At 62.9% G+C, this 22666-nt stretch carries 25 protein-coding genes and 1 tRNA gene; 14 read left to right on the top strand and 12 right to left on the bottom strand.

Annotated elements, in window-relative coordinates; genetic code table 11:
* Positions 1–24: 24 nt before the first annotated feature.
* On the top strand, positions 25–2205 hold the full coding sequence (locus ACK1VC_RS27380; protein WP_449118160.1) for a TonB-dependent siderophore receptor: 2181 nt from the start codon (positions 25–27) through the stop codon (positions 2203–2205).
* Between the two features lie 185 nt (positions 2206–2390).
* Here ACK1VC_RS27380 and ACK1VC_RS27375 read toward each other — a convergent pair.
* Positions 2391–2480: transfer RNA gene (locus tag ACK1VC_RS27375), tRNA-Ser, on the bottom strand.
* Between the two features lie 198 nt (positions 2481–2678).
* Here ACK1VC_RS27375 and ACK1VC_RS27370 point away from each other — a divergent pair.
* From ACK1VC_RS27370 to ACK1VC_RS27360, 3 genes are all read left to right on the top strand, one after another.
* Complete coding sequence (locus ACK1VC_RS27370) at positions 2679–3368, top strand: crotonase/enoyl-CoA hydratase family protein (protein ID WP_016485430.1); 690 nt, start codon at positions 2679–2681, stop codon at positions 3366–3368.
* Positions 3369–3551: 183 nt separating this feature from the next.
* The gene (locus ACK1VC_RS27365; protein WP_016485429.1) at positions 3552–4265 is read left to right on the top strand and encodes a lysophospholipid acyltransferase family protein; all 714 of its coding nucleotides are present in this window, start codon (positions 3552–3554) and stop codon (positions 4263–4265) included.
* A 69-nt stretch (positions 4266–4334) separates the two neighbouring features.
* Entirely contained in the window at positions 4335–5306 is a 972-nt protein-coding gene (locus ACK1VC_RS27360; RefSeq protein WP_024717731.1) for a magnesium and cobalt transport protein CorA, read from the top strand.
* Between the two features lie 31 nt (positions 5307–5337).
* Here the strand turns inward: ACK1VC_RS27360 and ACK1VC_RS27355 are convergent, their stop codons facing one another.
* The gene (locus ACK1VC_RS27355) at positions 5338–6069 is read right to left on the bottom strand and encodes an amidotransferase (RefSeq protein WP_102667991.1); all 732 of its coding nucleotides are present in this window, start codon (positions 6067–6069) and stop codon (positions 5338–5340) included.
* 528 nt (positions 6070–6597) lie between these two features.
* On the opposite strand from ACK1VC_RS27355, the gene ACK1VC_RS27350 reads away from it, so the two are divergent.
* Positions 6598–7398: a cytochrome c gene (locus ACK1VC_RS27350; RefSeq protein WP_102689859.1), complete on the top strand. Its 801-nt coding sequence runs from the start codon at positions 6598–6600 to the stop codon at positions 7396–7398.
* A gap of 45 nt (positions 7399–7443) precedes the next feature.
* Here the strand turns inward: ACK1VC_RS27350 and ACK1VC_RS27345 are convergent, their stop codons facing one another.
* From ACK1VC_RS27345 to ACK1VC_RS27330, 4 genes are all read right to left on the bottom strand, one after another.
* Positions 7444–7776 carry a ribonuclease E inhibitor RraB gene (locus ACK1VC_RS27345; protein ID WP_016485425.1) on the bottom strand — a complete coding sequence of 111 codons (333 nt, stop codon included), beginning with the start codon at positions 7774–7776 and terminating at the stop codon, positions 7444–7446.
* 179 nt (positions 7777–7955) lie between these two features.
* Entirely contained in the window at positions 7956–8192 is a 237-nt protein-coding gene (locus tag ACK1VC_RS27340) for a hypothetical protein (RefSeq protein WP_016485424.1), read from the bottom strand.
* 203 nt (positions 8193–8395) lie between these two features.
* Positions 8396–10453 (bottom strand): LTA synthase family protein, encoded by a 2058-nt coding sequence (locus ACK1VC_RS27335; protein WP_060518463.1) that lies wholly within the window; start codon positions 10451–10453, stop codon positions 8396–8398.
* 240 nt (positions 10454–10693) lie between these two features.
* Positions 10694–10885, bottom strand: coding sequence for a PLDc N-terminal domain-containing protein (locus tag ACK1VC_RS27330; RefSeq protein ID WP_016485422.1), 192 nt, complete (start codon positions 10883–10885; stop codon positions 10694–10696).
* A gap of 126 nt (positions 10886–11011) precedes the next feature.
* On the opposite strand from ACK1VC_RS27330, the gene ACK1VC_RS27325 reads away from it, so the two are divergent.
* Entirely contained in the window at positions 11012–11950 is a 939-nt protein-coding gene (locus ACK1VC_RS27325; protein ID WP_016485421.1) for a ZIP family metal transporter, read from the top strand.
* 63 nt (positions 11951–12013) lie between these two features.
* Here the strand turns inward: ACK1VC_RS27325 and ACK1VC_RS27320 are convergent, their stop codons facing one another.
* Complete coding sequence (locus ACK1VC_RS27320) at positions 12014–12544, bottom strand: hypothetical protein (protein ID WP_016485420.1); 531 nt, start codon at positions 12542–12544, stop codon at positions 12014–12016.
* A gap of 60 nt (positions 12545–12604) precedes the next feature.
* Positions 12605–13129 (bottom strand): ankyrin repeat domain-containing protein, encoded by a 525-nt coding sequence (locus tag ACK1VC_RS27315; RefSeq protein ID WP_016485419.1) that lies wholly within the window; start codon positions 13127–13129, stop codon positions 12605–12607.
* A gap of 264 nt (positions 13130–13393) precedes the next feature.
* Between ACK1VC_RS27315 and ACK1VC_RS27310 the strand changes: the two genes are divergently transcribed.
* Entirely contained in the window at positions 13394–13666 is a 273-nt protein-coding gene (locus tag ACK1VC_RS27310; protein WP_016485418.1) for a DUF3509 domain-containing protein, read from the top strand.
* A gap of 123 nt (positions 13667–13789) precedes the next feature.
* Here ACK1VC_RS27310 and ACK1VC_RS27305 read toward each other — a convergent pair whose 3' ends face one another.
* The 3 genes from ACK1VC_RS27305 to aroC form a co-directional block, all read right to left on the bottom strand.
* Entirely contained in the window at positions 13790–14326 is a 537-nt protein-coding gene (locus ACK1VC_RS27305; protein ID WP_191087377.1) for an oxidase, read from the bottom strand.
* Positions 14326–15480, bottom strand: a complete 1155-nt coding sequence (locus ACK1VC_RS27300; protein ID WP_191087376.1) for an MFS transporter — start codon at positions 15478–15480, stop codon at positions 14326–14328. Before ACK1VC_RS27300 ends, ACK1VC_RS27305 begins: the two co-directional genes overlap by 1 nt.
* A gap of 150 nt (positions 15481–15630) precedes the next feature.
* Positions 15631–16722 carry a chorismate synthase gene (gene aroC / locus ACK1VC_RS27295; RefSeq protein ID WP_191087375.1) on the bottom strand — a complete coding sequence of 364 codons (1092 nt, stop codon included), beginning with the start codon at positions 16720–16722 and terminating at the stop codon, positions 15631–15633.
* A 175-nt stretch (positions 16723–16897) separates the two neighbouring features.
* Here aroC and ACK1VC_RS27290 point away from each other — a divergent pair, with 175 nt between their 5' ends.
* Both ACK1VC_RS27290 and ACK1VC_RS27285 read left to right on the top strand, forming a co-directional pair.
* A complete protein-coding gene (locus ACK1VC_RS27290; RefSeq protein WP_016485414.1) occupies positions 16898–17860 on the top strand; it encodes an alpha/beta hydrolase in 963 nt (320 codons plus the stop codon).
* Between the two features lie 64 nt (positions 17861–17924).
* The gene (locus ACK1VC_RS27285) at positions 17925–18707 is read left to right on the top strand and encodes a hypothetical protein (protein WP_016485413.1); all 783 of its coding nucleotides are present in this window, start codon (positions 17925–17927) and stop codon (positions 18705–18707) included.
* Positions 18708–18840: 133 nt separating this feature from the next.
* Here the strand turns inward: ACK1VC_RS27285 and prmB are convergent, their stop codons facing one another.
* Entirely contained in the window at positions 18841–19749 is a 909-nt protein-coding gene (gene prmB, locus ACK1VC_RS27280) for a 50S ribosomal protein L3 N(5)-glutamine methyltransferase (protein WP_191087374.1), read from the bottom strand.
* A gap of 179 nt (positions 19750–19928) precedes the next feature.
* Here prmB and ACK1VC_RS27275 point away from each other — a divergent pair, with 179 nt between their 5' ends.
* From ACK1VC_RS27275 to ACK1VC_RS27255, 5 genes are all read left to right on the top strand, one after another.
* Positions 19929–20519, top strand: coding sequence for a cysteine hydrolase family protein (locus tag ACK1VC_RS27275; RefSeq protein WP_012271080.1), 591 nt, complete (start codon positions 19929–19931; stop codon positions 20517–20519).
* An 86-nt stretch (positions 20520–20605) separates the two neighbouring features.
* On the top strand, positions 20606–20926 hold the full coding sequence (locus ACK1VC_RS27270; protein WP_016485411.1) for a hypothetical protein: 321 nt from the start codon (positions 20606–20608) through the stop codon (positions 20924–20926).
* A gap of 162 nt (positions 20927–21088) precedes the next feature.
* Positions 21089–21649, top strand: a complete 561-nt coding sequence (locus tag ACK1VC_RS27265; RefSeq protein WP_060518466.1) for a Smr/MutS family protein — start codon at positions 21089–21091, stop codon at positions 21647–21649.
* Between the two features lie 70 nt (positions 21650–21719).
* Positions 21720–22265, top strand: a complete 546-nt coding sequence (gene folE / locus ACK1VC_RS27260) for a GTP cyclohydrolase I FolE (RefSeq protein ID WP_003252789.1) — start codon at positions 21720–21722, stop codon at positions 22263–22265.
* 59 nt (positions 22266–22324) lie between these two features.
* The coding region (locus tag ACK1VC_RS27255) for a glutaredoxin (protein WP_449118159.1) at positions 22325–22666 on the top strand (342 nt) is incomplete at its 3' end.

Genomic DNA, 22666 nt, shown 5'->3' with positions numbered 1-22666 from the left:
TAAGGTTTGGCACCTCAATGTCGCTTGCTCGGACTTCAATCGAGCGATCCCGCGCCATGGCCAAAAACGCATGCACCCCCGCGTCACCCCCGCCTGCCCCTGAGCCTGCTCAGCCTGGGCCTGGCCCTGCATTGCCCCCATGTGCTCGCCGAAAACAGCGTGGTGCTGGCCCCGCTGCAGGTGTCCGACACCTACGGCGACGACGGCTATCGGGCACACCAGGCCGCAGTGGGCGGCTTCCAGCCCGCGCCCTTGCTTGATACCCCTGCCGCCATCAGCGTTTTCAGCCAGCAACTGCTTGAAGACCGGCAGGTGCGCCAGCTAAGCGAAGTGCTGCAAAGCGACGCCTCGGTTGGCGAAAGCTATGCCCCCATCGGCTACTACGAAAACTTCAACGTGAGGGGCTTCGAGCTTAACGCCGCCAGCAGCTACCGTATCAACGGCCAGACCATTGCCGGCGAGCAGAACGTGGCCCTGGAAAACAAACAGCAAGTCGAGTTGCTAAAGGGCCTGTCCGGGCTGCAAAGCGGCGTTTCAGAGCCGGGTGGCCTGGTCAACTACGTGACCAAGCGCGCCGAGGATGTGCGTAGCGTCACGCTGTCGACCAACACACAGGGCGAACGCTACCTGGCCACCGACCTGGGTGGCTGGTTCGGCAGCGAAAAACAGTTCGGCCTGCGTGCCAACCTGGCCCATGAGGACATCCGCTCGTATGTCGACCATGCGGATGGCAAGCGTGACTTCGCCTCGCTGGCCTTCGACTGGCAGATCAACCCGGATGCCACCCTGCAACTGGATGCCGAATACCAGCACCGCGAACAGCGCTCGGTGCCGGGTTACCAACTGCTGGGCGGCACCGCAGTGCCTCATGGCATCGACCCGGACGATCGTTTGGCGTACCAGCACTGGGCCAAACCCGTGCAGAACGACTCGCTGAACCTGGGCGGGCGCTTCGAGTACCGCTTCAACGAGGCCTGGACCGGCACCTTGAGTGCCTCGCGCAGCAAGGTGGTGATCGACGATTACAGCGCGTTTGCCTGGGGTTCGAGCGAAGGCGCGTTCTTTGCCAGCAATGGCGACTACGACATCTACGACTTCCGCAGCCCCGACGACACCCGCCGCACCGATGAAGCACAGGCCATGCTCAACGGGCACTTCGATGCGCTGGGCGTGGGGCATGAACTGACCGTGGGCACCAGCGCGCAGCGGCGCACGCTGGATCAACGGCCGTACTACAACGAGTGGCTGGGTACCGGCAACATCTACACCGGCGCCCCCGCCTTCGACCCGTCCGACAAAGCTGTCGGCGCCAGCGAACGCCGCCTGGACAGCCGTCAGTACGGCCTGTTCGTCAGCGACCGCATCAGCTTCAACGAACAGTGGCAGACCGTGCTGGGCGCCCGTGAAGTGCGCCTGGATGAAAAGACCTGGGACGAGAACGGTGTTGCCGGGCGCCATACCCGCCAATATGAGTTGCTGCCCAATGCTGCACTTATCTACAAGCCGCAGCCAGATACCACGGTATACGCCAGCTACGCCAAGGGCCTGTCTGCCGGCGGCACGGCACCCTGGTTTGCCAGCAACGCTGCCGAAATCGTCGCCCCCACAACCTCACACCAACTGGAACTGGGCCTCAAGCACGACTGGCAAGGCCTGAGCCTCAGCGCCGCGCTGTTCCAGATCCGCCAGGCCTACCAGTACGCACGCCCGGACGGTGCTGGCAACTTCACCTACGTGCAGCAAGGCCAGCAGAAAAACACCGGCCTGGAGCTGGGTGCCAGCGGCTGGGTAACCCGCAACTTGCAGGTACAGGCCAGCGCCGCAGCCATTCGTGCGCGGGTGAAAAACAGCGGTACCGATGCCTATGAAGGCCATCAGGCAATCAATGTGCCCAGGTTCCGCGCAGCACTGCACGCGCAATACACACTGCCGGTACCGGGGCTGGCCCTGTTGGGCGGGGCGCGCTACAGCGCCAGCAAGTATGCGAGCCAGGCGGGCAATGTGGAGGTTGGCGGGTACACCGTGTTCGATGTAGGGAGCCGGTATCGTACGCGCATTGGCGGGTATGACACGGTGCTGCGCCTGACCGTGGATAACGTGTTCGACAAACGCTATTGGCGCGATGTGGGGGACTATCTGGGGGATAACTACCTGTTCCAGGGGGCGCCACGTACCGCTCGGCTTTCGGCTTCGGTCAGCTTTTAAGATCTTGGGGCCGCTTTGCGGCCCATCGCGACGCAAGGCCGCTCCTACAGGGGACCGCGTGAATCTCAGGTGAACGCGGTCCCCTGTAGGAGCGGCCTTGCGTCGCGATGGGCTGCAAAGCAGCCCCAAAGGCCCAAATACAAAAAGCCCCCGTGCTTTTCAGCGCGGGGGCTCTTCGTAGAATGTGGCGGTGAAGAAGGGATTTGAACCCTTGATACGATTTCTCGTATACACACTTTCCAGGCGTGCTCCTTCGACCACTCGGACACTTCACCGTTTCTCTTCAAGCCTTGCGGCCCGTCGAGGTGCGCTAATTTAGTGAAAGACATTCCCTTTGGCAAGCACTTTTTTCAAATTTTTCATGTATTTGCATTTGGCACGCGGTGAACGCTGACCGACCAGTCAGCCTTGCTGCTTTACCTGGCCTCTGGCGCTGGGTAACGTCGTCGCCACGCCAACAAAAGGACTCTGCCATGAGCGAGCTGATTACCTACCACGCCGAAGACGGCATCGCCACCCTGACCCTGAACAACGGCAAGGTCAACGCCATCTCGCCGGACGTCATCACCGCCTTCAACGCCGCGCTCGACCGCGCGATCGAAGCGCGCGCAGTGGTGATCATCACCGGGCAGCCAGGCATCCTGTCGGGTGGTTACGACCTCAAGGTGATGACCAGCGGCCCGCAAGAGGCAATCAGCCTCGTCACCGCCGGCTCTACCCTCGCCCGCCGCCTGCTGTCGCACCCGTTCCCGGTGGTGGTCGCCTGCCCGGGCAATGCCGTGGCCAAGGGCGCTTTCCTGCTGCTGTCGGCCGATTACCGCATTGGCGTCGAAGGCCCGTACAAGGTGTGCCTGAACGAAGTGCAGATCGGCATGACCATGCACCATGCCGGTATCGAACTGGCCCGCGACCGCCTGCGCCGCTCAGCCTTCCACCGCTCGGTGATCAATGCCGAGGTATTCGACCCACACGCGGCGGTCGATGCCGGCTTCCTCGACAAAGTGGTGCCGGCCGAGCAGTTGCAGGAAGCGGCACTGGCGGCGGCGCGTGAATTGAAGAAGCTGAACATGCTGGCGCACAAGAACACCAAGCTGAAAGTGCGTAAAGGCCTGCTGGAGGCCCTGGACAAGGCGATCGAGCTGGACCAGCAGCATATGGGCTAGGCCCACCGGCCTCTGTGGGAGCGGGCTTGCCCCGCGAAGCAGGCAACGCGTTGCACGGCACCGGCTCCGCCGGTGTTCGCGGGGCAAGCCTGCTGCCACCGTCAGCAAGGCGCAGCAACAAGGTTTGCCCGAACCAGTGCACATCCGTACACTCCCCGGCGACTGTCTGGTGTGAGTCGTACCATGCTTTATTCCTTGCGCATGCTTCTGCTGGCGCTGCATTTCCTTGTGGTTGGCGTCGTGGGCCTGGTCATCGGCCTGTGCCGCCCCTTCAACCCCGACAACAGCCGCATATTCGCCCACCTCTACAGCCGCCCGGCCACCAGACTGCTGCGCATCAAGGTCAAGGCCGAGGTCGGCCCGCTATGGGATCAGCCCCCCGGTTGCGTGATCATCGCCAACCACCAATCCAACTTCGACCTGTTCGTGCTCGGCCAGGTCGTGCCACGACGCACCGTTGCCATCGGCAAAAAAAGCCTGGGCTGGGTTCCGTTGTTCGGCCAGCTGTTCTGGCTGGGCGGCAACGTGCTGATCGACCGCAAGAACAGCTACCAGGCACGCAAGGCCCTGCAGAAAACCACCCGCGTGCTGCAGGACGATACCTCGATCTGGGTGTTCCCCGAAGGCACACGCAACCCTGGTGAACACTTGCTGGCATTCAAGAAAGGCGCTTTTCACATGGCCATCGAGGCCGGCGTGCCGATTGTGCCGGTATGCGTCAGCCGCTATGCCAAACGCATGGGCCTGAACAGCTGGCGCCAGCGCACGGTAGTCGTCCGTTCGCTGCCGCCCATTACAACCGCCGGCATGACCCAACGGGACATCCCGGCGCTGATCGAGCAGTGCCGGGTGCAGATGCAGCAATGCATCGACCGCATGGAACACGAGCTGGCCTGAAGCCGGTTGCTCTTGGGCCGGGTACGGCCCAAGCTGTACCCCGTGTTCAACCGGAATAAGCAGGCAACCATGGGTCGAGTCGTGGCATCGGCGGTGTACAGCGCCGGCAGAAAGGTCACCAACATCAGCATCGACGAAGGCAGCGAGTGGGCGCGCAAGCCGGGGCACTTTGTGTGGATTGGCCTGGAAGAGCCCAACGCCGAGGAACTGGCCAACCTGCAATGCCAGTTCAACCTGCACGAGCTGGCCATCGAAGACGCCCTGGAAAAGCACAGCCGGCCCAAACTGGAAACCTTCGGCGACGCGCTGTTCATCGTCACCTACTCGCCAGTGCGCCATGAAGGCAAGCTGGAGTTCATCGAAACGCATATCTTTGCCGGCAACGGCTACATCATCACGTGCCGCAATGGCCACTCCAAATCCTATGCCCTGGTGCGCCAGCGCTGCGAGGCGCGGCCGCTGCTGCTGGAGCACGGTGAAGATTTTGTGCTGTACGCCCTGCTCGACTTCGTCACCGAGAACTACCAGCCGGTCAGCGAGGCCATTCATGGTGAAATCGAGGAGTTGGAGCAAAGCGTGCTCGGCGGTTCGTTGCAGGAGGATGACATCCGCCGCCTGCACAGCCTGCGCCGCGACATCCTGCGCCTGCGCCGCTATGTGGCGCCGATGGTGGAAGTGAGCGAGGAGTTGCAGCGCCTGAGCTTTCCGTTTATCGACAAGAACATGCGCCCGTATTTTCGTGATGTGCAGATTCACGTGACCCGGCAGATGGAAGACCTGGCCGGCATCCGCGACATCGCCAGCCAGACCATCGAGATCGGCATGCTGCTGGAGTCGTCACGGCAGAGCATCGTGCAACGCAAATTCGCGGCCTGGGCGGCGATTCTGGCGTTCCCTACAGCGATTGCGGGGATTTACGGGATGAACTTCCAGAACATGCCGGAGCTGGGGTGGCACTATGGATACTTCGGGGTACTGGGGGTGATCGTGCTGGGATGTACGGGGTTGTTTGCCAGCTTCAAGAAGTCTGGCTGGCTCTGAGATTGCCGGGGCCGCTTTGCGGCCCCCGCCACTACGCCGCGTTATGCTTGCTCACCGGCTGCTGGATAAAGCGCATCATCCACTCCCCCACCAGGTCGCCCTGGTGCTCGGTGGCCAGGCTGGCCACCGCCTTGTGGTACACCTCATCCCCCAGGTATTCCTGGCGGGCATCCAGCAGCGCGCGTGAATAGTCGTGCACGAACTCCGGGTGGCCCTGGAAGCACAGCACCTGGTCGCGGATGTGGTACGCCGCATTCGGGCAGAAATCGCTTGAAGCAATCACCGTGGCGCCTTCCGGCAGTTCGGTCACCTGGTCCTGGTGGCTGATCAGCAAGGTCAGCTCCGACACCTCCGGGTCCATCCACGGCGCATGGGCCGCCAGCGAGTAGCGATGGATGCCCACGCCCCAGCCCTTCTCCGCCCGCTCGGCCTTGCCACCCAAGGTCAGCGCCAGCAACTGATGGCCAAAACACACCCCCAGCAGCTTCTCGCCACGCTCGTAAAGCTTCAGCAAGTAGGCCTTGAGCGTCTGGATCCAGGCATCTGTACCGAACGAATCGGCCTTGCTGCCCGTCACAAGGTAGGCATCGAACACTTCATTCTCGGCGGGATAGTCGCCGTGCATCACGTTGTAGACACGAAATTCGGCGGCAATCGGCTGACGCGAGAAAAGCTGCTCGAACATCCTGCCGTAGCCCTGGTACTGCGCCGTCAACTCCGGTCGCAGGACATCGGTTTCAAGGATGCAGATGCGTAACGACATAGGGGTAGTCCTGAACGACATGGGTGGGAATCTGCTGTAGAGACTGACGCGAAAGACACGTACAAGCAAGTAGGCTGCACTGACGAACGGTCACATTTCGTCGGTACCCGCTTTGTGCTTGCGCCCCTGTCTAGTCAGAGCATGCCAGCCAGATGGCACATGGCCTCATAGCTAACTGAAATCAATGAACCACACAATTAGAACAAAGGGTTCTCAAACATGCATCACACACACCCTACTGTTGGATGTATATCCACTTTCAAGAGGCATGCAGTTCAGGCGCCAAGCGTCGCCACTGTGATCGACCCGAAGCGCGACAAGGAAGCCAACGGGTATTCAGGAATAACAACAAGAAGGCGGTCCGCCATGTTCAGACAATCAAAAATTCGCCAAGCTGGGCTCATTCTCTTTGCCACGACATTGCTGTTGATATTGCCGAACCTGACACGTTTGTTCGGCTGACCCTGGCGGTGGCGCCAACGGGCAGTGCACAGGTAACCTGCCGGCCTTGATGGTCGGAGATTACCCATGCGCCACTGCCTTGCACTGTTTGCGTTGTTTCTGAGCCTGCCGCTGTCGGCGGCGCAACTGCACCTTGAGCTGGGCGCCAGCGCGCGCCAGTGGAGCAGCGCCGAACTGCTCGGCCACCCGCAGGCCCGGGATATCAGCGTCGATCAGGATGTGTCATACAAACGCCCCATGCACTATCGGGCGGTGCCATTGGCCACGCTGCTGGAAGGCGTAAGCCCCGCTGATCACCTGCAGGCCGTGGCACGGGATGGCTTTGCCGCCGAAATGCCCGCCGCACCGCTGCTGCAGCAAGGGCCGGCACGGGCCTGGTTGGCCATAGAGGACCCCGACAAACCGTGGCCGGCATTAGGCAAGGGCAAACCCAGCGCGGGGCCGTTCTACCTGGTGTGGACTCAGCCGCAAGCGAGCGGCATTCGCCCGGAGCAGTGGCCGTTCCAGATTTCCACCCTTCGTAAACTGGACGCTGTCGAGACGCGCTTCCCGGCCTTGCTGCCCGATCCGAAGTTGCCAGCCGATAGCCCGGTGCGCCAGGGCTTTGCCTTGTTTCAGCAGAACTGCATGGCGTGCCACCGCCTTAACGGTGCGGGGGATGCGCAAATGGGGCCGGATTTGAACATGCCGCACAACCCGACCGAGTATTTCCAGCCGGGTTATCTACGCCAATTGATTCGCAACCCGCAAAGCCTAAGGCAGTGGCCGCAGGCAAAGATGCCGGGGTTTGCTGAAAACGTGCTGAGTGAACAAGACCTGGATGCGTTGCTGGCTTATCTGGGGCATATGGCTGGGCGCAAGCCTTGAGGGCTTCTTCGCGGCTTCACCCGCGAAGAAGGCAACGGAAAACCTTCAGGCAGTCTGCCGTTCGTGCTTGACTCCCCACCCTTCCACCTCCCCCCCATAAGGTGTCACCAACTGCTCGAACGCCTCTTCAAAGTCGCCAATCCCGCCATAGGTCGCATACATGACCTTGCTCAGTTCCAGGTGCCAGGCACCGTCGCCCAGCTCTTTCACCTGGGCATTGAGCGATTCGCCACGAAACTGCCCGGCGGCGCGGCGGGCACCTGCTTCATCGGGGAATACGGCATAGAACTCGATGGGGTGGATCTGGGTGAAGTCGAAACCGCCTGCCTTCATCTGGCGCAGGACGTTGCTGCTGATATCGTCGTTCTGGCTGCTCATGAATCGTCCTCCTGAATAACGCAATGGATAGACTTTCCGTGCACTACGCACCTGCCGGCAATCAATGGCCGAGCAGTTCGAGCTGATGCAAGACGCGAATTGAAACGGCGCCTACCCGCAGAATGGCAGGCACCTTTCATCATCGTAGCGCTTGAACAGGCACCACGCAAACGTGTGGGTCAGGGCGCTTCGTGAATACTGGTGATGGTCACCCCGCTATGCTCCTTGAGCCAGCGGGCGGTCGGGGAAATGGTGCGGTCCTGGAAGTCGTTGAGGTCCAGCTCGTCCATCACCGGGAACAGCTGCGAACGGATGGCCCGCGCGGCTTCCTCCTCGCTGGGACGGTGCTCGGTCCGCAGCATCAGGGTGGACGGTTCGCCTTTTTGATCGGCAAAGATGACTTCCCACTCTTTCATTGAACAAGTCCTCCCAATCCAGATACACCACGGTGTGATGCCTGATCAACTGACCTTGGGGCCGGGAGAATGTTCAGTCTGTAAGGGCCTCTTCGTGGGGCAAGCCCGCTCCCACAGAGATATCAACGGCGGGATTGCGATGATATCCCTGTGGGAGCGGGCTTGCCCCGCGAAAGGGCCGCAAAGCGGCCCCTTTTGCAGCCTTACTTCGGCGTGCCGTGCACGACACCGGCGGTGTTATCCAGCAGGCTCTTGGTCGCCGTCTGGATATACGCTTCCAGCTTTTTCAGCATTTCTGGCTGGTCCGGGCTTTCAATCAGTTCGGCCTTGAACTCGCTGCCCAACTGATAGCGGTACATGCGCGGGGTCATGTCCTTGGACTCGATCAGGATGCGGTCGCCTTGCACCAGGCCGACGATCTGCTCGCTGCCCGACGGCTTGATCATGCCCACGCCCTGGTCACCCTCAGGCAGGTTGAGCAGATCACGCCCCCAGCACTGGTGGCGGGCCTTGCCACCCAGGCGGCCCATGATGGTCGGCACGATGTCGACCTGGGTGCCCACGGTGTGGTTCACCGCACCAAACTTCTCCTGAATGCCCGGGGCAATCAGCAGCAGCGGCACGTTGAAACGGCCCAGGTCCAGTTCGGTGACTTGCTGGTGGTTGCCAAAGCCATGGTCGCCGACGATGACGAACAGGGTTTCCTTGAAGTATGGCTCTTTACGCGCCTTCTCGAAGAACTGGCCCAGCGCCCAGTCCGAATAGCGCATGGCAGTGAGGTGCTCGTCCAGGCGGCCTTGCCCGGTGACCTTCTCGACCGGCAGGTCTTTGGGCAGCGCGTATGGGGTGTGGTTGGAAAGCGTCTGCAGCAGCGCGTAGATCGGTTTCTTGCCGTCGTGCTTGGCCAGCTCCTCGTTGCCGCGGTCGAACATGTCCTGGTCGGACACGCCCCAGGTCGGGTCGGAGAACACCGGGTTGACGAAGTCGTTACGGCCAATGAAGGTGGTCATGCCCTGGTTGCCGAAGAACCCGGACTGGTTGTCCCAGGCAAAATCGCCGTTGTAGACGTACACGTCGTCGTAATCACGGGCGCTCAACAGTGCCGGCAGGCCCGACAGCTTGTGGCCGCCTTCCGGGGTCTGCATAAGGTATTCGAAGCCTGGCAGGTTGGGGAAGCAGGCCATGGTGGCGAACATACCTTGATGGGTATGGGTGCCGTTGGAGAAGAAGCGGTCGAACAGCAGGCCTTCTTTGGCCAGCTTGTCGAAGTACGGGGTAATGTTGTTGGGGCTGCCCAGTGCGCCTACCGAGTGGCCGGCGAAGCTTTCCATCAGGATCACCACCACGTTCTTGATCGGCAGGGTGCGCTCGACCGGCGGCACGAAGTCGCGGCGGATGGCAGCCTCGTCGGCATCGACCAGGGTGTCGTGTGCCGTCAGCAGTTGCTCGCGCACGCTTTGCGTGGCCACGTTCTGCTCCAGTACCGGCTTCCAGATGTTGGCGCGGTCTTCGCCGAAGCGGCTCTTGGCAGCGTCGATCAGGGTCAGGGTGCCGTTCAGGCCTAACTGGTTGACGAAGTTGGAGTCAGTGGTAAACGCATCACCCCAGCGCATTGGTGGGCCTTGGCGCAGGGTGCCACGGGCAGCGACCACGGCCACCAGCAGAATCACCATGAACACCGCCAGGCGGTTGTACCATGGGGCAACCCGGTGCAGGCCTTCGCCACGGGTCGCGCGGTCGATGCCCTTGAACAGCAGGCTCAGCAGCCAGGTACCGAAGGCCCAGGCCAGCAGGTAGCGCACCACCGGGAAACCGTACCAGAGCATGCTCATGACGGTTTTCGGGTCTTCCTTGATGTACTGGAACACCAGGCCGTTAAGGCGCTGGTGGAACTCGCGGTAGAAGTCCATCTCCATCAGGCCGAGGAACATTACCACGCTCGAGGCAAGGGTCAGCCAGAAGCGGAACACCCCACGCCGGGCCATGGCCCAAGGGCTTAGGATGGCCAGCAGCAGCGGGATGCTGAGGTACACCACCACGCGCAGGTCGAAGCGCAAGCCGTTGAGGAAGCCTTCGGCAACGGTGGAATACGGGGTATCACCGATCATGTCGCTGTTGTAGACCAGCAGCGCCAGGCGCACCAGGCTGAGCATCAGCATGATCACCAGCCCGCTGAGCAGCGTGTAGGCCAGGTGGGATTTCAGGGTCGGCGAAAACGACGTTCGCGCGCCCTGTTGCTTCAAGGCGTCCGTGTTAGCCATGAATGGGGAGGTCCTAGGATTGCGGTTTGCGAAGAGGCGATGGCGCTAGACCAACGCAGCATTGTGCGGGTGCGGATTCTGTTTAAACCAATGTGAAAATTTTGTCACTGGGATGTTGCGGCTTTTGTCTGTGCCGGCCTCTTCGCGGGCTTGCCCGCTCCCACAGGAGCCCCACAACTCTTGAGAGCGGCGCAGTACCTGTGGGAGCGGGCGAGCCCGCGAAAAGGCCGGCACAGGCGTTCAGATGCGCACGTTCCCCCGCGGCCCGGCAATTGCCCAGATCACCAGCCCTACCACCGGCAACAGTGCGATCAGCAAGATCCACAACACTTTGACACCCACCTCGCTGCCACTCTTGATGACATTGAGGATGGCCCAGATATCCAGCGCCAGAATGATCAGCCCGACGAGGCTGTTGAAGGTAGACCCCATGCCTAAACTCCTGTGCAGAGGCTTTGCTGCACAGCATAGCCAGCTATCGCACCAATAGAAGGGAATCCTTGGCCGTTGGCACAGGTCCCTGAGTAGACTGACTGCAATAACTGATTCGAGGTTCGCATGCCCCCCGCACACAGCCAAAGCGCCGCCCCACTTTCACTGCTGCACGCCTGGCGTCAGCAGGTGGCCCACACCCCTTGGCTCAGCGCCGGCCTGGGGCTGAGCCTGCTGGCAGTGATCGCACTGCTGGTGGCCAGCTTCTGGAACGCGGTGAACGGCGACCATGCCGATAACCTGCACCTGGCCGTGCTAGGCGGGTTGTCCGGCTTTGGCGCCACCGCGTTGGGTGCAGTGCTGGCGGTAGTGCTGCGCGATGTCAGCGCCCGCACCCAGGACGTGATGCTTGGCTTTGCCGCCGGCATGATGCTGGCGGCCAGTTCGTTTTCACTGATTCTGCCGGGCCTGGACGCCGCCCGCGAGATCACCGGCAACGGCCCGGCTGCGGCCTTTACCGTAGTGCTGGGCATGGCGCTGGGCGTATTGCTGATGCTGGGCCTGGACCGGTTCACCCCGCACGAGCACGAAAGCACCGGCCCATGCGGCCCCGAGGCCGAGCGTATCAGCCGGGTATGGCTGTTCGTGCTGGCGATCACGTTGCACAACCTGCCCGAAGGCATGGCGATTGGCGTGAGCTTCGCCAATGGCGACATGAACATCGGCCTGCCGCTGACCAGCGCCATCGCCATCCAGGACATCCCTGAGGGGCTGGCCGTGGCGCTGGCCCTGCGCGCTACCGGGCTTTCGAACATGAAAGCCGCGCTGGTGGCGATAGGGTCTGGGCTGATGGAGCCGCTGGGGGCGGTGATCGGGCTGGGGATTTCGACCGGCTTTGCCCTCGCCTACCCGATCAGCATGGGGCTGGCGGCGGGGGCGATGATCTTTGTGGTGAGCCACGAGGTCATCCCCGAAACCCACCGCAATGGGCACCAGACGGCGGCAACCCTTGGGTTGATGGGTGGCTTCGGCGTGATGATGTTTCTGGATACCGCGCTGGGCTGAGGTTTTGCGGTTGCCTGTGCCGGCCTCTTCGCGGGCTTGCCCGCGAAGAGGCAAACGACGAAATCAGATGTGCACGGCGACTTTCAGGGCTTCCAGGGCCGGCTCGACCTTGATGCCCAGCGCTGCACCCAGTTCCAGCACGCGCGCCAGGTCGTTCTGCCCCACCATCACCACCTGCAGCTCGTCATCCAGCAACTGGCTGAAGTTCAGCAACACATAACCACCGGCTTCTTTGTTCAGTGCGCCCATCTGCACCTGAATGCGGTTGAGCGCGGTCAGTGGCTCGGTGCGGGCCAGTTGCTTGGGCTTGAGGGTGAACGGCACGCTGCTGTCGAACGAGTCGCTGATCTGCTGGAACAGGTCCTGATAGCTGTCAGCCTGGAACACTACGGTGTCCGGCAAGCTGCCCAGCACCACCCATTCGCCCAGCGGGATGGGGAAGCTGTCGTCGTAGTTGATGTCGGGGTTGGCGGCCAGGAAAGCGGCCGGGTCGGCGTAGGCCTGGGCGGCCTCGTCGGCGATGCGCTCGATGTCGGCCTCACGCATGCAGCCGGCGCCAATGAGGCTGATGAATTCGAGCAACTGAGTTTTCATGAAAGGGGGCCTGCGACGGGTGAAAAGTCGCCAAGGATAGCCGCAAATGCCCCCGGGCGGTTAGCCGGCCAGCGTTTGCAAGCGTGCGGCTGTGTCCACCGCGCCCATGGTTTGCGCGGCCATCAGCGCGGTGGCGCCGCGGGCATCCTGGCGAGTCGGGTCGGCGCCTTGGGCCAACAGGTACTCGAGGATTTCGCTGCGGTTGAACATGGCCGCCAGCATTAATGCGGTGCGGCCGTCCTGCGCCGCGGCATCGACTGGCACGCCGTGCTCCAGCAGCAGGCGGATCATCGCCAAATCCCCCTTGAACGCGGCACCGGCAATCGGCAACTGGCCGTTGTCGTTGGCAATCAGCGGGTCGGCGCCCTGCGCCAGGAGCACGCGCACCGCGTCGTGGTGGCCGTGGTAGCTGGCCAGCATCAGCAGGGTATCGCCTTTGTGGTTACGCAGGTTGGCCGGCAGGCCGCTGGCAAGCAGGCGACCAAGCATTTCAGCATCCCCCTGGCGGGCACGTTCGAACACTTGCTCGGCGAACGCAGCAGTTTCGTCGTCGGTCATTGTGGCTGGCGCGGTGTGGCTGGACATCGGGAACCTCCTGGCATAAATGATTGCCCAAGTGTTTGTCAGGCACGCCATTGTGGTCAAAGGTTCAGATTCTATAGGGCCAATAGCTAAAGCCGGGCCCGTGCAAAATGCACTGTGCAAAATGCACGACCATGCAACCTGCACGGCACCGCTTCTTCAAATACCTATTAAGTTACTGTTTTTACTGGGTTTTTTCTGAAATCAAGTTCTGGCACGGTCGCTGCAATCATCAACTCATGTCTGCCACACTAGCCAGGAGTTGATATGGACCTCATCCAGCAAAAGTTCGTCTCGGTATTTTCGGCCTATCAGGTGACCACCCAGGCACGCCCTGATGGCGGCGTACTGTTGACCCTGCGTGCCGCTGACAACAAAGTCACCCGCCGGGTGCTGACCTATGCGCAGCTGCACAACGCAGAGCAACTGTCCTGGGCGATCAGCGCCATCCGCCGTGACCTGGCTGAACAGGCCAGCGAGTTGCCAGTGATTACCATGCTGCAGAGCCAGCAACGGTTTGCCCTGCCGACCTATCGCTGAGCTTGGTGGTGTTGCTAGTGGCCCCATCGCCGGCAAGCCAGCCCCCACATTGACCACGTCGGCCTCAAGGCCTGCGCATAACCTGTGGGAGCTGGCTTGCCGGCGATAGGGCCTACCCAGCAATTAAAGCTCGTCAATCCCCATGAACGCCCGCGCAGTCACATCCCCGGTGAATCGCGCTTGCACGCCCTGCTCGCTGCCATACAAACGCAACGCCAGGCAAAAAGGTGTCGCGCCCAGCTCTACCCAGCGCCGTGTTCCCGCCGGCACTACCAGCTGGTCACCCTTCTCGCACAGCACCGAATACACCCAGTCGCCCAGCCGCAGGCCAACCTGCGCCCGCCCGCTGACCACGGCAAACACCTCGTCGGCCTCATGCACATGCTCATCGCGCACATCGACTTGCAGCGCGTCTTCACCGTCACGGTTCAACAACACGTAGGCTTTGCTGCCGTGTGCAGTCATCAACTGGTCCAGATACTCACGGCTGAGCTCCAGTGCCTCACCGTCGGCCGTGCCAGGCCGCACCCGCAGGCCAGGCTCGCAATGGGAAAAATGCACGCCCTGCTCGGCAAGGGTCGCGGCGATATCGTCGTGGTGGGTCAGCACCTTGTTCGGCAGTTCCGGGCTGGCGGGGTGAAAAACGCTGAGAATGCTCATCAGGGGCGGGTCCTGGTCGGTTGCGAACAAAGGGCAATGATAACGGCTGCAGCCAAGGCTGCGGCACTGGCCATACCAAAGGTGAAGGTGGGGCCCAGCAGTTTCCAGCTGTAGCCCGAATATAATGCCCCCAGTGCACCGCCGGTGCCCGACAGCGCCGCGTACAACGCCTGGCCCTGGCCCTGCTGGCGGGCGCCGAAACTGGCCTGGACGAACGCGATGCTGGCAGCGTGAAAGCAACCGAAGGTGGCCGCGTGCAGCAGCTGGGCGAAGATCAGCACGGCCGGTGCCTCGGCCAGGTTGCCCAGCAGCAACCAGCGCAAAGCCGCCAGCAAAAAGCTGACCAGCAAAACGCGTTGCACACTGAAGCGCGCAAATAGCCGGCTCATCACCATGAACATCAGCACTTCGGCCACCACCCCCAGCGCCCACAGCAGGCCGATGGCACTGCGGCTGTAACCCAGGTGCTCCAGGTGCAGGGTAAGGAAGGTGTAGTACGGCCCATGGCTGAGCTGCATCAGCGCCACGCAGGCGTAGAACGCGACCACCCCCGGGGCCCGCAACTGCTGCAGGAAGCCGCCGGCGCCTTTGCGCTCGCCCTGCTCCACCGGCTGGGCGTTTGGCACCCACAGGCTGGCAGCGACAATACCGGCCATGATCGTGACCAGGGCCACCGGGTAGATGTCCAGGCTCAGCCATTCGAACAGGCGGCCCAGGCCAACCACCGTGAGGATGAAGCCGATAGAGCCCCACAGGCGCACCTGGCTGTAGCGCGACGTTTGCCCTTGCAGGTGGGCCAGGGTGATGACCTCGAACTGCGGCAGCACCGCGTGCCAGAAGAACGCGTGCAGGGCCATCACCAGCGCCAGCCACGCGTAGCTTTTGCCGAAGAAGATCAGGGCGAAGGTGGCCAGGGTGGACAACGCGCCCAGGCGCACGATCAACAAGCGCTGGCCGGTACGGTCGCCCAGCCAGCCCCACAGGTTGGGGGCGATGCAGCGCATCAGCATGGGAATGGCCACCAGCTCGCCGATACGCGCCGGGGAGAAGCCCAGGTGGTCGAAGTACAGGGCCAGGAAGGGGGCGGTGGAGCCTAGCAGGGCGAAGTAGAACAGGTAGAAGCTGGACAGGCGCCAGTAGGGGATGGGTTGCATGGATTTACCGTCTGAACCGGCACCACCCTGTAGGCGCAGCCTTGTGCTGCGAAAGGGCCGATGTCGCCATAGAGATGTGTGCTAGCTGCACCGGCCCTTTCGCAGCACGAGGCTGCTGCTGCAAAGAGCGGGCCGGCGCAAGCAACACGGTCAGAGCTGGCCCAGCACCGGGGTGGTTACCTTCACACCGGCATTCTGCGCGCGGTGGCGCAGCAGGTGGTCCATCAGCGCGATGGCCATCATCGCCTCGGCGATCGGCGTGGCGCGGATGCCCACGCACGGGTCGTGGCGGCCTTTGGTGATGACGTCCACCGGGTTGCCGTCAATGTCGATCGAGCGACCCGGGGTGGTGATGCTGGAAGTCGGCTTCAGCGCCAGGTGGGCAACGATCGGCTGGCCCGAGGAAATGCCGCCCAGGATGCCACCTGCGTTATTGCTGAGGAAGCCTTGCGGGGTCAGCTCGTCACGGTGCTCGGTACCGCGCTGGGCCACGCTGGCGAAGCCGGCGCCGATTTCCACGCCTTTGACCGCGTTGATGCTCATCAGCGCATGGGCCAGCTCGGCATCGAGGCGGTCGAAGATCGGCTCGCCCAGGCCAGGCATCACACCCTCGGCGACCACGGTGATCTTGGCACCTACAGAGTCCTGGTCACGGCGCAGTTGGTCCATGTAGGCCTCCAGCTCCGGCACCTTGTCCGGGTCGGGGCTGAAGAAGGCGTTCTGCTCCACCGATTCCCAGGTCTTGAACGGGATTTCAATCGGACCCAGCTGGCTCATGTAGCCACGTACGGTGATGCCCTGGGTGGCCAGGTACTTCTTGGCAATGGCACCAGCGGCCACGCGCATGGCGGTTTCGCGGGCCGAGCTGCGGCCACCGCCGCGGTAGTCGCGGATGCCGTATTTGTGATGGTAGGTGTAGTCGGCGTGGGCCGGACGGAACAGGTCCTTGATGGCCGAGTAGTCCTTGGACTTCTGGTCGGTGTTGCGGATCAGCAAGCCGATCGAGCAGCCAGTGGTGCGGCCTTCGAACACGCCGGAGAGGATTTCCACCTCATCGGCTTCCTGGCGCTGGGTGGTGTGCCGGCTGGTGCCAGGCTTGCGCCGGTCGAGGTCGTGCTGCAGGTCGGCCAGGGAAATTTCCAGGCCCGGTGGGCATCCATCGACAATGGCGACCAACGCCGGGCCATGGCTTTCGCCAGCGGTGGTGACAGTGAACAGCTTGCCGTAGGTATTGCCGGACATGGGCGCTCCGCGAGTTCTGCCTGAAATGGACGAAAGCGGCAGTATACAGATGGATTGGTTGTCTGTACTGGCCCTATCGCCGGCAAGCCAGCGATGGGGCCGATCCTGCAACACACTACCCGAGAACCTTCCCGCAAACATTGGGTCAAAGCTGCATCTCCCCATGTAGTACCGCATGATGTCGCGCCTCGTCGCCTTGCTCTTACTGCTGTGCACCGGCCTGGCCCAGGCCGCTGCCCCCACCGTGCTGCAACGCCCGATCGACCTGGACACCGGCCAAGGCGTGCTGCACGGCAGCCTGCTGCTGCCGCAACAGGCCTCCCCGCCGCCGGTGGTACTGATTATCGCCGGCTCCGGCCCCACCGACCGCGACGGCAACAACCCGGCGTCGGGCCGGGTCGACAACCTCAAACGCCTGGCTTTGCTACTGGCCAACGAGCACATTGCAAGCGTGCGCTACGACAAGCGTGGAGTGGCTGCCAGCCAGCCGGCCACGCCTGATGAGCGCAACCTCAGCGTGGAGCGCTACGTGGCCGATGTGGTCGCCTGGAGCCACAAGCTCAAGGCTGACCCGCGCTTCGGCCCGCTGATCCTGGTTGGGCATAGCGAAGGTGCGCTGATTGCAAGCCTGGCTGCAGAACAGGCCGGCGCCAGCGCGGTGATCACCCTGGCCGGCAGTGGCCGGCCGCTGGCCGACGTGCTGCGCGAGCAACTGGCCAAGCGGCTGCCACCGGCGCAACTGGCCAGTGGCAGCGCCCTGCTCGACCGCCTGCAGGCCGGGCAAACCAGCCTGGAAGTACCCGCGCCGCTGCGCCAGGTGTTCCGCCCCAGCGTTCAGCCCTACCTGATCTCGCTGTTCCAGCAGAACCCGGCGGCAGCCTTTGCCCGCCTGCCCATGCCCGCATTGATCGTGCAGGGGCGCAACGACGTGCAGGTGGACGTGGCCGACGCCGAACGGCTCAAGGCGGCCAAGCCGGATGCGCAGCTTGTGCTGATCGACGGCATGAACCACATGCTGCGCATCAGCCCCAGGGACATGAGCCAGCAGCGCGACAGCTACCTCAACCCCGAGCTGCCGCTGGCGCGCGAGCTGGGTGAGCGCATTGTGACGTTCATCCAGCATTTGCCTTCGGCATGAGGTAAACGAGCTCAGGTCCGCGGCAAGCCTGCCGATACAGCAGGCATAGCCGAGGACAAGCCTGATGACTACCGCCCCCGCCGCCGCAGAGCCGGCCGAAGAATCCCAGGAAAACCCTGCCCTGCCTTGGGCAGAACTGGCCACAGAACACTTCCAGCTGCTGCGCCTGGCCGCGCTGCCCACCGACCGCAGCACCGGCGCACGGCCGCTACGCTTTGTGCAGTTCGGCTATGCCGAGCGCCACGACAAGGCCCACAGCTTGCTACGCATGGAAATCCAGCTGCCTGGGCAAAAGGTGCACAAAGAGCAGAACCGCCTGGACATCCGCGTAGACCATACCGAGCGCCTTGTGCGCATTGGCAGTGAACACGGCCTGCAACTGGAACCGGTAAACCGTGGCATTGGCCGCTTCATGCTCGCCCAGGCCGCGCAATGGCTGCAGCGCAAGTGGCCGCACTACCGGGTGCCAGGCATGGCGCTGCCGAGCAAGGATGCCCTGAGCGAGGACTCACGCCTGCGCCGTGACCAATGCTTGCGCGGGGTGGGGATCGAAGTGGAGTACGAGGACGGCCAGCACCTGAAGGGCCGGACCGTGGACATGACCGTAGGCCAGCTGAAGGCCGCCTGGAGCAACGAGCGCCTGCAGCGAGTGGAGATTCTGGACGCCGCCAACCTGCTGCAGCAGGCGGACCAGCAGTTGCAAGAGATGGAGGGGCAACTGCGCGAGCGCGATGAACGGGTGGCCAAGTACCACCGCGAGGACAGCGGGCTGCGCTTTACCATCACCTGCCTGGTGGCGTTTGCGGTGTTTCAGGCGGGGTTGTTGATCTGGATAGCAACCCGCTGACACCGCGCCAGCGGGTGGATATTAGGGCCGCTTTGCGGCCCATCGCGACACAAGGCCGCTCCCACAGGGTATTGCGCGCTCTCTGTGGGAGCGGCCTTGTGTCGCGATGGGCTGCAAAGCAGCCCCAAATAGCCTAAACGCGGGCTTTGAACAACTCCTGATGCTGGCGGCACTGCTCGGCGGTGAGCATGAACACCCCATGCCCGCCACGCTCGAACTCCAGCCAGGCAAAGTCCACTTCTGGGTACAACGCCTCGACATGCACCTGGCTGTTGCCCACTTCAACAATCAGCAGGCCCTTGTCGGTCAGGTGGTCTGCCGCTTCGGCCAGCATGCGCCGTACCAGGTCCAGGCCGTCGTTGCCGCAGGCCAGGCCCAGTTCGGGCTCGTGGTGATACTCGGCCGGCATGTCGTCGAAGTCTTCGGCATCGACGTACGGCGGGTTGGACAGGATCAGGTCGAAACGCTGCCCCGGCAAGCCGCCAAAACCATCGCCCTGCACGGTATACACGCGGCCATCCAGGCCATGGCGCTCGATATTCTGGTTGGCCACTTCAAGGGCCTCGAACGACAGGTCGGCCAGCACCACCTCTGCCTCGGGGAACACGTCGGCGGCGACGATACCAATGCAGCCCGACCCCGTGCACAGGTCAAGAATGCGTGCCGGCTCACTCGCCAGCCACGGTTCGAAGCGTTTTTCGATCAGCTCGCCAATGGGCGAGCGCGGCACCAGCACGCGCTCGTCAACGATGAACGCCATGCCGCAGAACCACGCTTCGCCCAACAGGTAGGCAGCCGGCACCCGCTCTTCGATCCGGCGTTTGAGCAAATGCTGCAGGCGTACCCGCTCGTCGTCCTCGAGCATGCAGTCCAGGTAGCTGTCGGCCACCTCCCATGGCAGGTGCGCAGCACCCAGCACCAGCATGCGGGCCTCGTCCCAAGCGTTGTCGGCACCGTGGCCGAAGAACAGGTCGTGCTCGTGGAAGCGGCTGACCGCCCAGCGGATGTAGTCGCGCAGCGTGCGCAGACGGGATGTGATCACGGGGTACTCCTATTTCAGACCGGCCAAAAGTCTAACAGCCCCACCCGCACATTTGTTCGTTTGCCGTGACCAGTGGCTAGCCAGAGGCCAGTAACCACGCCGCTTGCGTTGTCAACCATTCCCATTGGCGTCAAGGCAGGGGACAATAGGTATACAAAAGCCCTTCCAAGGAGCCCTTGATGTCCGTTCCAACCACGATGTTCCGCCTCACTGGCCGCGACTACCCGCCGGCCAAGCTGAGCCACGCCAGCCTGATCATCATCGATGCACAAAAGGAGTACCTCAGTGGGCCCCTGCAGCTGTCGGGCATGGACGAGGCCGTGGCCAACATCGCCAGGTTGCTCGACGCCGCCCGTAAAAGCGGCCGTCCGATCATCCATGTTCGCCACCTGGGCACTGTCGGTGGCCGCTTCGACCCACAGGGGCCTGCCGGCCAGTTCATTCCGGGGCTGGAGCCGCTCGAAGGCGAAATCGTCATCGAAAAACGCATGCCCAACGCATTCAAGAACACCCAACTGCACGAAACGCTCCAGGCGCTGGGCCACCTGGACCTGATCGTCTGTGGTTTCATGAGCCATTCCAGCGTCAGCACCACCGTGCGCCGCGCCAAGGACTATGGTTACCGGTGCACCCTGGTGGAAGACGCCTCGGCAACCCGTGACCTGGCCTTCAAGGATGGCGTCATCCCGGCCGCGCAGATTCACCAGTGCGAAATGGCCGTGATGGCTGACAACTTCGCTTGCGTGGCCCCCACCGCCAGCCTGATCTGAGCGGCTGGGCACTACCGCCCGGCAGCCGGGCGGAACCCGATGGGCGGCGGCAGGTCGAATTCCGGATATCCACAGAGGAGAGCGGAATGAAGCTTAAAGGCAGTTTCGACGCCAAGCGCCTGCGCCCGCGCCAGCCGCGCAATTGGGGCGCCCGCCTGGCGGCCGGCCTGTCGGCGCTGCTGGCGACCCTGGGCGTGCTGCTGGCCATGGCCGGCGTCGCCGGTTTGCTGGGCAACTACCCTGCCCTGCAAGAACTCAACACCAACAAGCCGCTGTCCAGCATCCTTACCGTGGCTGGCTTGTTGCTGCTGTGGCTGGGGGTGCGCTTCTGGCGGCGCAGCCGTATTCGCTTGCGTCGCGGGCGGGAATTGAACCTGTCGCCGCACCTGATGAAAAAGCACGACTGAATCCTGCACTGGCCCTATCGCCGGCAAGCCAGCTCTCACAGGATTACCACAGGCCTGAGTGTTGTGCAGTACCTGTGGGCGCTGGCTTGCCGGCGATAGGGCCCGCACAGGCTGCACACGGCCCCACAGTCGCGTAAACTACGCCGCCCACGTGGAGGCATCATGCAAGACGACGATTTTTCCCTGTTCAAGGCCGAAGTGCGTGGCGTGAAGCCAATCCGCCACGACCGCGCCGAAGTCGGCAAGCCCAAGGCCGACCGCCAGAAGCTGGCCGGTCTGCGCCAGGCAGCGACCGTGCGCAGTGACAAGGCCTTGGTAATCGACGGTATGTCCGACCTGTTCGTCATCGACGTTGGCGCCGAAGACGAGCTTATGTGGCGCCGCGACGGCGTTCAGGAAGGCCAGTTGCGCAAGCTGAAGCTGGGCCAGATCCCGTTCGAGGGCAGCCTCGACCTGCACGGCATGACCGTGGAAAAGGCCCGCGAAACCCTGTGGGACTTCATCGCCGAAGCCACCAGACTGGAAGTGCGCTGCGTAAGGGTTACCCACGGCAAGGCGGCACGTCTGGACGGCAAGCGCCCGATGATCAAAAGCCACGTCAACACCTGGCTGCGCCAGCACCCGCAAGTGCTCGGTTTTGCCTCGTGCAGCGCCCGCCACGGCGGCACCGGCGCGGTGTATGTCATGCTCAAGCGAACCATGCTCGAAGGCCGCGACGAGTAACGCCGCGCTTGCAGCGCCGCCCTCACCGCCGTAACCTTCGTTTTTGCGATTTTTTCCCACAGGTAGATCCATGTCCCTGGAACAGAACTACACCGAGATCCTCAGCCAGATTGGCGAGGACGTCTCCCGTGAGGGCCTGCTCGACACGCCCAAGCGGGCTGCAAAGGCGATGAAGTACCTTTGCCGCGGTTATGAGCAAACACTGGAAGAAGTCACCAACAACGCGCTGTTCAGCTCTGACAACAGCGAAATGGTGCTGGTCCGGGACATCGAGCTGTATTCGATGTGCGAACACCACATGCTGCCGTTCATCGGCAAGGCACACGTGGCCTACCTGCCCAAGGGCAAGGTACTGGGCCTGTCGAAAGTAGCGCGCATCGTCGACATGTATGCCCGCCGCCTGCAGATCCAGGAAAACCTCAGCCGCCAGATCGCCGAAGCCGTGCAGCAGGTCACCGGTGCCGCCGGTGTGGCCGTGGTGGTCGAGGCCAAGCACATGTGCATGATGATGCGCGGTGTCGAAAAGCAGAACTCGACCATGATCACCTCGGTGATGCTGGGTGAGTTCCGCGACAACGCCGCCACCCGCAGCGAGTTCCTCAGCCTGATCAAGTGATTGGCTGCTGACCCCAAGCCGACCCAGCCGGGTCGGCTTTTGCATTTCAGGAGTTGCCCATGATCGTCAAAGCCCTGCGGGTTGGCCTCGGCCAGCTCATCGTGTTCGGTGACTGGATCAGCCGCCCAGCCAAGCGCAAGCGCGACGCCGCTGCCCAGGCCCGCGTCGAGCAAGCGGCCAAGGGCCTGGCGCTGTACCAGTTCCATGCCTGCCCGTTCTGCGTAAAGACCCGCCGCACCCTGCACCGGCTGAATGTGCCGGTGGCGCTGCGCGATGCAAAGAATGACCCGGTGCACCGCCAGGCCCTGCAGGAAGGTGGCGGCCGGGTGAAGGTGCCGTGCCTGCGCATTGAAGAAGCCGGCAAGGTGACCTGGATGTATGAGTCCAAGGCCATCGTTGCC

It is taken from the genome of Pseudomonas sp. XP2 (assembly GCF_053557975.1).
This window is presented reverse-complemented; position numbering and strand designations above follow the sequence as displayed.